Genomic DNA, 7371 nt, shown 5'->3' with positions numbered 1-7371 from the left:
CACCCGCCCCCAGAACCACCACGCACACAGACACCCACCATCACGTCAGGGAGTTCACCCCCATGGATCACGAGGCTTTGACGAGGGAGATGCGGAGCCTGCGCGAGCAGGTCACCGGCGTCACCGACACCGCCGTGGCCGCCGCCGACGGGCTGCTCATCGCGGCCGACACCGCCGGCACGATCGAACCGGAGGGCCTCGCCGCGATCGCCGCCGCGGGGCTGGGACTGGCCCGCCGTACCGCCGAGGCGACCGGGCGGGGCACACTGCGCCAGACGGTGACCCACGGCAGCCACGGCTGCGCCGCCTTCTACGCGGTGGGGGAGACCGCGTTGCTGGTGGTCCTGGGCGACGAGGGCATCGACGTGGACCAGTTGCACGAGACGACCCGCCCCGCCCTCGCCCGTATCGACTCGATCCTGACGGCGCCCGAGGCCGGGTACGAGCCCGCGCCCGCGGCCCGGGCGGTGTGAGGGGATGGCGACGAAGCGTATGACGTCCGGTTTCTCCGACCAGGTGATGAGCCTGGTCAAGGCACTGCGTTCCGAGACCCCCGACTGTGTCGCCTCCGGAGTGGTCGACATGTCGACCGGGATGCTGCTGTCGTACGAGACGGTCGAGAGCCATCCGCCCGAGGTCCTCGACCTGCTCGCCGGCGCCACCCTGGACCTGTTCCAGGGCCGTACGGTCGTGATGATCGAGGACGTGTTCAAGGAACGCCGCGGCGTCACCAGCGACCAGCACTACTTCCAGGAGATCCTGGTCAACAGCGAGAACCTCACCCACCTGTTCATCCGCATGAACGACCAGCAGGACGTCGTCGCCGTGGTCGTCTGCCGCAAGTCGGTGAACGTGGGCATGCTCTTCGCCCAGGCACGGCGAGCGGTGCAGAGCCACAGCCTCTGAGCGCGCACGCGGGCCCCCTCCGAGGCGGAGGGGGCCCGTCGCCCGTTGCCGTAAGCACCGTGCTACTCCGTACGCAGCCCGTCCGGCCGCATCATCCGCAGCAGCGGCGGCAGGCTGAGCGCCGTGACCAGGCAGACGACGCCCGCGCCGATGCCCGTCATCGACAGCACGCTCGCCCAGTCCACGCTCACCGGGATGTTCGTCATCCTCAGCAGCACGGCCCCCAGGGTCAGACCCACGACGGAGGAGAGGACGAGGCCCAGCGCGATCGGGATCGCGGTCTGCCACAGCACCGACAGGCTCAGCGTGCGGCGCCGGGTGCCGAAGGCGACGAGGGCCGACAGCAGCTTCCTGCGCTCGCGCAACTGTTCCAGCTGGGAGACCAGCAGGCTGGCGCCGATGAGGACGAGCACACAGGCCGAGCCGACGAACAGGCCCGTGCGAATGGACTGGTACTCGCCCGACCGCGAGGTGCTCTCCCACACCCAGGCATCGGTGAGCGGATCGAACGCGGCCGCCGTGTTCAGCACCCGGTCGGTGGCGTCCGGCACCGACGGGTCGAGCCGGAGGTAGACGCTGCTGTAGAGCAGGGGTTCCACCTTGGCGGGCAGGGCGGCGCGGGTGACCAGCAGCCCCGACAAGGAGGGCCGGAGCGAGTCGGCCCGCTCGGCGACCTTCTTCACCTCGCCCGGCGGGGTCCAGGGGATCTCGGCGCCCGGATCCTCTCCGCTGTAGGACGGCTCGACCCAGAGCGTGCGGCCGGGCTTGACCATCGTCAGCGCGGTCGGATCCTCCGGGGACTCGGTCATGAAGACGTCACCGTCCCGGCACGAGGAGATCTTGGCCATCTCACGCAGGGACGCGCAGGTTCCGACGGTCATGCCCACCGAGGACTCGGGGTCCTTGCGCCGGTCGCCGACCGAAACCGAGGAGAGCCCCAGGGCCTCCGACACGCCCTTGGTCTGCTCGAAGTCCTTCACGGCGGCGCTCACCCGGGAGCCGTCCGGCAGGCCGACCTCCATGTTGGCGCGGGTGACGTCCTTGCCGGTGACCTCGGTGTAGGCGCTGTCCGCCCCGGCGAACAGCATCTGCAGGGCGATCGCGCCGGCCACCGCCACCGCGATGCCGTTGACCATACGGGCCGCCGAGCCGCTGCTCAGCTGGAGCCTGCGCACGGCGAGCTGCCAGGCCACGGAGCCGGAGCCCATCCGCGCGACGACCGCCTCGACGAGCCACGGCAGCAGTGCCGTGACCCCGACGAGCAGAAGCACGACGCCGCCGGTCACCTGGTACTCGTTGAAGGGACCGTTGTCCGCGCCCTGGCCGATCATCGGCAACAGCAGCGCGAGTCCGCCGAGCGGCAGCAGCAGCCGCCACCAGAGCCTGCGCCGTGCGGGCTTGGTCGAACGGACCACACCGAGGGGTTCGATGACGACCCCGCGCAGCGCGAACAGTGTGACGAGGACAGCCGACGCCGGGATCGCGACGGCGATCAGCAGGGCGAGGGCGGGGGTGGGGGTGAGGTAGTCCGGGAACACGCTGATGCCGAACACCTCGACCGAGGCGGCGAGCTCACGGCCCATCAGGAAGAACAGGGTGCCGAAGGCCAGTCCCAGGAAGGACCCCGCGAGCGCCTCGCCCGCCGCGATCCGGCGTGTCATACGGCTGTCGGAGCCGACCAGCCGCAGCGCCGCGAGCCTGCGGTCGCGCCGCTCACCGCCGAACCGTACGGCCGTGGCGATGAAGACGCCGACCGGCATCAGCAGCACCACGAGGACGACCAGGACGAGCAGCAGAAGGACCGGGTCCATCGACCTGCCGGGCTGGTCCTCCGGGTTGCCGAAGCGTTCGATGCGGCCCACGGTCGAGCCGTTGATGCGCTTGGCGAGTCCGTCGACGCCCGCGATGTAGGCGAGTTCCCGCGAGCCGATCAGCCCGGACTCGCCGATGGTGCCGACGACGCGGTACGGCAGCCGCTCGACCAGCAGCTTCCCGCCGTCCGACTTCAGCAGCTCGGCGAGGGCCGGCGAGACCAGCATCTCGCCCTCCGCGGGGAGCTTCTCCACCCCCGGCGGCACGGGCGCCCGCGGTCCTTCGGGCTCCATCAGCCGCCCGCGGACCTCCTTGCCCTGGTACTGGGTGTCGCTGTTGGCGACGACCACGGTCCTGTCGGACTGCTTGGTCTCGGCGTTCTCCTGGTGGAAGACGAGGCCGATGTCGTGCCGGGCCTCCTCGCGGTCGTCCCGCATGCCCATCGCGTTCGGTATCGCCGCGGTGAGCAGCAGCAGCGCCACCCCCAGTCCCACTCCGACGGCGGTGAGCACGGCGCGCACCCACCCCTCGCGGCCCCCGGTGAAGGCGAATCTCACGCCCATCCCGAGGTCCCTGGACCTCCCCCAGGCTCTCGACTTCGCTCGATCAGGGAGGTGCCCCCCTTCCCCGCTCATACGATGCGCTCCATGTCCCGGGACCTGCCGTCCCGTACGACGATCTCCCGGTCCGAGTACGCGGCGACCCGCGCCTCGTGCGTGACCAGGACGACAGCCGCGTTGGTGGACCGGGCGGCCTCTGTGAACAGCTCCATCACGCGCTCGCCGTTGAGCGAGTCGAGCGCGCCGGTGGGCTCGTCGGCGAACAGCACCCGCGGGTTCGTCACCAGCGCACGGGCCACGGCGACCCGCTGCCCCTGACCGCCGGAGACCTCGCCGGGACGCTTGCCCTTGAGGTCGTCGACCTCCAGGCGCTGCATCCAGGACAGGGCGGCGCGCTCGGCCTCCTTGCGGGAGATCCCGTTCAGCCGCAGCGGCAGGGCGACGTTCTCGACACAGGTGAGCTCGGGCACGAGCTGGCCGAACTGGAAGACGAACCCGAACTCGCTGCGCCGGAGCGCGCTGCGCTCGGCGTCGGTCATGTCGGCCATCTCGCGGTCGTTGTAGAGGATGGAGCCCGAGTCGGGCGTCACGATCCCGGCGAGGCAGTGGAGCAGGGTCGACTTCCCGGAACCGGAGGGGCCCATCACGGCGACGACCTCGCCGGGGTGGATGGAGAACTCGGCACCGTCGAGGGCCGTGGTCGGACCGTACGCCTTGCGCAGGTCGGTAGCGGCGAGCAGGGAGCCGGCGGGCATCATCGGGCCACCTCCGCGGCGAGCTTGTCGAGACGGGCGGCGGTGAGCTCGAGCCAGCGCAGGTCGGCCTCCAGGTGGAACAGGGCGTGGTCGCAGATCAGCTGGTCCGCGAGGTCACCCTTGCGTTTGCGGTCGGTGAGGATGCGCATCATGCGCAGGTGCTCGGAGCGCTGCGTGTCGAGGATCTCGGCCGCGTTCCGGTTGGTCAGCAGGGCCAGGACGACCTTGGTGTAGAGGGTCGACTGGAGGTACGGCTCGGGCTTCTCGGGTGTCGCGAGCCACCGCCGGACATCGGTGATGCCGGCCTCGGTGATGGCGTACCGCTTGCGCTCGGGGCCCTCGCCCGGCTCGACGCCCTCGACCTCGACGAGGCCGTTCTTCAGCAGCCGCGACATCGTCGAGTAGACCTGGCCGTAGTGCAGCGGCCGGTCGTGGCCGAACTTCTCGTCGAAGGCCCGCTTCAGGTCGTACCCGTGACGGGGTCCGGACTCCAGGAGTCCGAGGAGTGTGTGACCGATGGACATGCCCGGAACTGTACACATGACGTATACACCTCACGTATACCTGCCGTGTATAGGTGGCGGTTCGGGGGCGGGCAGGGGAGCGACCCCGCAGGTCACGGGTCATTGTCACGGTTCTGCTACCGGGCGCGTCGAGGTTCCCGGGCCGGTTCATGGGCCGGTCAAGGCAACCTTCCGGACTGCTGGAACGTCGGTTCCATCGGGGTCGCGTGCTGATTGTCACGCCCGGAAAAGCAGGGCTCCGCGGTCCTGCGACACAGCCCGCAGTGTTAGTTTGCTAGGCCGACCGTCGGCACACGAGTGACGTACGAGAAGGAAGCGGAGCGGATCGGACCCATGGGACGAGCGGAAGAGAGACGAGCGCGACAGCGCGGTGGCCGCCGCGCGGCGCCCAAGCGCTCGTCCGGAGCGGCCGGCCCGAGAGCAGCCGGTACGAGAGCGGCCGGTACGAGAGCGGCCGGTACGGCCACGGTGATCGGCTCCGCGGCCGGCAACAGATCGGTCGGCGCGGAGTCCGACACCCGGGCGCCGGGGTCGAGAGCCGCCGCGAGGGCGGCCTCCTCCAAGGCGCCCAAGGGCCGCATACGCCGCCTCTTCACCTGGAAGAAGCTCCTCGGCACCTTCTTCGCCCTCTGTCTGCTGGGTATGGGCGCGTTCATCGTGCTCTACCTGATGATCCCGGTCCCCGAGGGGAACGCGGCGGCGGAGAAGCAGAGCAACGTCTACAAGTACAGCGACGGCAAGACACTCGCCCGGCAGGGCGAGGTCAACCGCGAGATCGTCGACCTCGACAAGGTCCCCAAGGGGGTCCAGAGGACCTTCGTCGCCGCCGAGAACAAGTCCTTCTACAACGACGTGGGCATCGACTTCAAGGGCACCGCCCGCGGTCTGCTCAACACGCTGTCCGGCAAGGGCAAGCAGGGCGGCTCGACGATCACCCAGCAGTACGTCAAGAACTACTACCTCACCCAGGACCAGACGATCACCCGCAAGCTCAGAGAGCTCGTGATCTCGCTCAAGGTGGACCGTCAGAAGTCCAAGGAGTACATCCTCGCGGGGTACATCAACACCAGCTACTACGGGCGGGGCTGCTCGGGCATCCAGGCCGCCGCCCAGGGGTATTACCGCAAGGACGCCAGCAAGCTCAAGGTCGAGGAGGGCGCCTACCTCGCCGCGCTGCTCCAGGCCCCCAGCCAGTACGACTGGGCGGTCGCCTCTCCCGCCGGCAGGAAACTGGTCAAGCAGCGCTGGAACTACGTCCTGGACAACATGGTCGAGCAGGGCTGGCTGGACAAGGGCGAGCGCGAGGGCATGACGTTCCCCGTGCCGAAGGACCCCCAGGCCGCGCCCGGCATGGAGGGCCAGGCCGGCTACCTGGTGGAGGCGGCCAACGCCGCTCTGAAGAAGCAGCTCGTCGAGCAGGGCACGGCGCAGGACACCGAGGACGCCGAGGCGATGATCGACCGTGGCGGCTGGACCATCACGCTGAACATCGACAAGAAGAAGCAGGCCCAGCTGGAGAAGGCGGTCAAGACCACGCTCACCAGCAAGCTCGACCCGAAGAAGCGCAAGGTCGACGCCCATGTCCAGGCCGGTGCCGCGTCCGTCGATCCGAAGACGGGCAAGGTCGTCGCGATGTACGGCGGCGTGGACTACGTGAAGCACTTCAGGAACAACGCCACCCGTCTCGACTACCAGCCCGCCTCCACCTTCAAGCCCCTGATCCTGGCCGCGGCCGTCGAGGAGGGCGCCGAGACCCAGGACGGCGACCCGATCACCGCGCGCACGATCTACGACGGCGACAGCCGGCGGCCGGTCGTGGACAGCAACGGCAACAAGGTCGGGTTCGCCCCGCCGAACGAGGACGAGGCCGACTACGGCGACGTCACCGTCCAGACGGCCATGAACAAGTCCATCAACTCCGTCTTCGCGCAGATGGGCGTCGACGTGGGCATGGACGAGGTCATGAAGGTCGCGGGTGAGCTCGGCATGGACCTGAAGGGCGAGCAGGCGGTGCCCGCCCAGACCCTCGGCACCATGGGCGCGAGCCCGCTGGAGATGGCGGGCGTCTACGCCACGCTCGACAACCACGGCAAGAAGGTCACCCCGGCCCTCGTCGCGTCGGCGGAGCACAAGGACACCAAGGTCAGGTTCCCCGACCCGATCGGCGAGGAGGTCATCTCCCGCGAGGCCGCCGACACGGTCACCTCGGTGCTCACCGGCGTGGTCGACGACGGTACGGCCCGGACGTCGGTGCGCGAGAACCCGGCCCGCGACGGCCAGCAGGTCGCCGGCAAGACGGGTACCTCCGACAAGAACCGGTCCGCCTGGTTCACCGGGTACACCCCCGGGCTGGTGACCTCCGTCGGCATCTTCGGCGAGGACATGTCCAAGAACGGCAAGCACGTCCCGCTGTACGGGGCGGGCGGCGTCGAGCGCGTCAACGGTGGTGGCTTCCCGGCGCAGATCTGGGCCGCCTACACCTTCGGCGTGATGGACGAGGTCACCGAGTTCGACCTGGAGACCGACCAGGGCGCCGCGGTCGAGCCGGACCAGACGCCGACGGCCAGCGACACACCGTCGTCGACGCCGTCGTCCCAGGAGCCGGAAACCGAGAAGCCGACGTCCGATCCGCCGACGACAACCCCGGAGACCACACCGGAGGAGACACCGACGGGCGACGGGCAGGAGAGCCCGGAGCCGGGGAACACGCCGACGACTCCGGAGATCGAGCTGCCCGAGGATCCGGACGATCCACAGAACGGGCAGTGAGACAGCAGGACGGGCAGTGAGAGCGGGCGCCCGGTGCGTGAGCAC

At 69.7% G+C, this 7371-nt stretch carries 6 protein-coding genes; 3 read left to right on the top strand and 3 right to left on the bottom strand.

Annotated features, from left to right (window positions below; genetic code table 11):
- Positions 1-62: 62 nt before the first annotated feature.
- Together FNH04_RS37700 and FNH04_RS37695 are read left to right on the top strand one after the other, a co-directional pair.
- A complete protein-coding gene (locus FNH04_RS37700; RefSeq protein WP_194236947.1) occupies positions 63-473 on the top strand; it encodes a roadblock/LC7 domain-containing protein in 411 nt (136 codons plus the stop codon).
- 4 nt (positions 474-477) lie between these two features.
- Positions 478-906 (top strand): hypothetical protein, encoded by a 429-nt coding sequence (locus FNH04_RS37695; RefSeq protein WP_152790339.1) that lies wholly within the window; start codon positions 478-480, stop codon positions 904-906.
- Between the two features lie 62 nt (positions 907-968).
- Here FNH04_RS37695 and FNH04_RS37690 read toward each other — a convergent pair whose 3' ends face one another.
- From FNH04_RS37690 to FNH04_RS37680, 3 genes are all read right to left on the bottom strand, one after another.
- Positions 969-3281: an ABC transporter permease gene (locus FNH04_RS37690; protein ID WP_194236946.1), complete on the bottom strand. Its 2313-nt coding sequence runs from the start codon at positions 3279-3281 to the stop codon at positions 969-971.
- A gap of 68 nt (positions 3282-3349) precedes the next feature.
- On the bottom strand, positions 3350-4036 hold the full coding sequence (locus FNH04_RS37685) for an ABC transporter ATP-binding protein (protein WP_152790337.1): 687 nt from the start codon (positions 4034-4036) through the stop codon (positions 3350-3352).
- On the bottom strand, positions 4033-4557 hold the full coding sequence (locus tag FNH04_RS37680) for a PadR family transcriptional regulator (protein WP_152790336.1): 525 nt from the start codon (positions 4555-4557) through the stop codon (positions 4033-4035). Before FNH04_RS37680 ends, FNH04_RS37685 begins: the two co-directional genes overlap by 4 nt.
- A 333-nt stretch (positions 4558-4890) precedes the next feature.
- On the opposite strand from FNH04_RS37680, the gene FNH04_RS37675 reads away from it, so the two are divergent.
- The gene (locus FNH04_RS37675) at positions 4891-7326 is read left to right on the top strand and encodes a transglycosylase domain-containing protein (RefSeq protein ID WP_152790335.1); all 2436 of its coding nucleotides are present in this window, start codon (positions 4891-4893) and stop codon (positions 7324-7326) included.
- Positions 7327-7371: the final 45 nt, after the last annotated feature.

The sequence above is a fragment of the Streptomyces phyllanthi genome (genome assembly GCF_009377205.1).
GTDB lineage: Bacteria > Actinomycetota > Actinomycetes > Streptomycetales > Streptomycetaceae > Streptomyces > Streptomyces phyllanthi.
The sequence above is the reverse complement of the archived record's forward strand: the minus strand, read 5'-3'. Positions and strand labels throughout refer to the sequence as shown.

What these genes read in the sequence shown, in the direction of transcription:
- FNH04_RS37685 (WP_152790337.1), bottom strand. Translation starts at nt 4,036, where the DNA reads ATGATGCCCGCCGGCTCCCTGCTCGCCGCTACCGACCTGCGCAAGGCG.
- FNH04_RS37690 (WP_194236946.1), bottom strand. Translation starts at nt 3,281, where the DNA reads ATGGGCGTGAGATTCGCCTTCACCGGGGGCCGCGAGGGGTGGGTGCGC.
- FNH04_RS37680 (WP_152790336.1), bottom strand. Translation starts at nt 4,557, where the DNA reads ATGTCCATCGGTCACACACTCCTCGGACTCCTGGAGTCCGGACCCCGT.
- FNH04_RS37675 (WP_152790335.1), top strand. Translation starts at nt 4,891, where the DNA reads ATGGGACGAGCGGAAGAGAGACGAGCGCGACAGCGCGGTGGCCGCCGC.
- FNH04_RS37700 (WP_194236947.1), top strand. Translation starts at nt 63, where the DNA reads ATGGATCACGAGGCTTTGACGAGGGAGATGCGGAGCCTGCGCGAGCAG.
- FNH04_RS37695 (WP_152790339.1), top strand. Translation starts at nt 478, where the DNA reads ATGGCGACGAAGCGTATGACGTCCGGTTTCTCCGACCAGGTGATGAGC.